The sequence below is a fragment of the bacterium genome, assembly GCA_040753085.1.
Taxonomy (GTDB): Bacteria; UBA9089; JASEGY01; order JASEGY01; family JASEGY01; genus JASEGY01.
Genome location: JBFMHI010000243.1, coordinates 1 through 2,095 on the forward strand (window position 1 = coordinate 1; position 2,095 = coordinate 2,095).

Here is a 2,095-nt window from a genome sequence, read left to right on the forward strand (position 1 = left end):
ATTTATCGACCCACATAGCGAGAAGGATCAACCGTCTGGCCATTTTTGCAAATTTCAAAGTGAACGTGAGGTCCGGTAGAAATTCCCGTATCTCCCAGGAGGGCAATAGTTTGATACTGTTTTACATATTCTCCGACTTTAACCACATTCTGCTTATTGTGAGCATAGGTGGTAGTATAGCCATTAGGATGTCTGAGAATAACGGTGCGGCCATATCCTCCCTTCCACCCTGAGAAGATAACCTTACCTGGGGCTGCCGCCCGGATCCTGGAGCCATAAGGAGCCACCAGATCAATCCCGGCATGAAACATAACCCGATTGTAAATAGGATGTCTTCGGTAGCCAAAACCGGATGAAACCCAACCTTTCACTGGCTTTATAAATCTTTGGGAAGGACTGTAAGAAACGAACCGGATTCTTTGCTCATAAGACAACTTAGCCTTAGGAAGAAAAATTGTCTGTCCCGGCTTGATTTGGTTGGAAGTGAGGTTGTTACACTGAGTGATTTCCTTGAGGGGAGTCTGATACACACGCGCAATATCCCACAAGCTTTGACCCCGTTTTACGCGATAGATAATTCCTCGCTGGTTTGGTATTTCCAATTTCTGTCCCGGTCGGAGAGACTTACTCCGGAGATTATTACTCCCGATTATGGAATCCACATTTACTCCATAACGGCGCGATAAGCTCCATAGATTTTCTCCCTTCCGAACAATATGCCGGCTTATTTTTACCTCTGCCCGGTCTGAAAGTTTCTTTTTAGCTTTGATCTGGGGAACTGCTTGGGGTTCGATCTTTGATACCGCCTCTTTTGGAGAGGCGGTCTGGTTAAGTTTAAGGGAAAGTGGTGGTGGAACTACGGTCTGGGTTACCTGAACCGCATTAGTTACCAGTAAGTCTTTATCGGCTAAATCAGCGATATTAGTTAGTGGTTTTCTCTCTTTAATTTCATTACCCAGACCCAAAAAAGGCATTAAGCAAAGTAAACCTCCCAGAACCATAAAACCTGGGGCATAAGGCCGGCTTTTTCTTCTCATCACGTTCCTTTCGTTTTGAATTAAGGGAAGTGTTTAGCCACAAAGACACAATAGATTAAAGAATTATTTCTTAATAGCTCAACAGAACAGTAACCCAGTCGTTAAAGACTGTTCTGAAAGTTCCAGAACTGCTACTCTATTGCTTTACTGCTCTCTAAGACACATACTTTTTAATAAGTAACCTATACTTTTGCACTTTTTTGTAACTACTTGAAAGACAAATACTTTACAATAATCTCTCGTCATTCCCGCCAAAGCGGGAATCCAGTAATATCAAGGCTTCTGGATTCCTGCTTGCGCAGGAATGACAAAAAGTGCAAAAGTATAGTTCCTTACATATACGTAAAAATTCATCCCTCCTGTGAACTTAATAGGATCTTGTGTGATAAACCTTCCTGCTGTATCGTCATAGTATCTGGCCCGATAATAGTATGGTCCTGACTCAACATCCAATTCTCTGCCAGTAAAGAGATAGGCATTCTCAGAAGCAGCAGGGCCGGTTTGGGCTTAGACCTCGCCGAAGGCATCGTAGCGATAGGTGGCGGCTACTTCTTGAAGAGCATCGGTTAAACACGTGACGCTGCCCAGGCCGTCGTAATGGTAATAGTAGACCTCTCCACCAGCATCCTGGCGGCTGATGATCTCATCGATCATCAGGCTGGTGGTGTAGCGGCTAATCAATTGGCCAGAGCCGCCGAACTCCATCAGGATGTTGTCGCCGTCGTAGAGATACCTTACTGTCCCGTTAGAGTTTGTCTTGCTAAGTCTTATCCCCAGGGCGGAATACTCAAATGTGTTAGTTGAGCCACCAGGATAGCTGATGCCAATCAGCCTGTTCTCGTAGTCGTAGTGATATTCAGTGGTTTCATTGGTATTGATATTGGTCTTACTGATCAGGTTGCCGTTGTTGTCGTAGGCGTAGGTGAAATTGCTGTCACTGGTCAGCCAGTTGATACATTGTGGTATTTGATTTGTTAAATGTTTTTTGCTTTCTACACCACCGTCCGTATGCCGTGTATACTGTATGACTTGCTGGTTAAAGTCCAGCCCAGGGAATT

At 44.5% G+C, this 2,095-nt stretch carries 2 protein-coding genes and 1 pseudogene; all 3 read right to left on the reverse strand.

Going from position 1 to position 2,095, the window contains the following annotated elements; translation table 11 throughout:
* Window positions 1–2: 2 nt before the first annotated feature.
* Window positions 3–974: a peptidoglycan DD-metalloendopeptidase family protein gene (locus AB1797_14040; protein MEW5768707.1), complete on the reverse strand. Its 972-nt coding sequence runs from the start codon at window positions 972–974 to the stop codon at window positions 3–5.
* A 336-nt stretch (window positions 975–1,310) separates the two neighbouring features.
* A pseudogene (locus tag AB1797_14045) lies at window positions 1,311–1,511 on the reverse strand (RHS repeat-associated core domain-containing protein).
* A 33-nt stretch (window positions 1,512–1,544) separates the two neighbouring features.
* Window positions 1,545–2,095, reverse strand: a 551-nt coding sequence (locus tag AB1797_14050; protein ID MEW5768708.1) for a hypothetical protein, incomplete at its 5' end; no start/stop codon positions are given.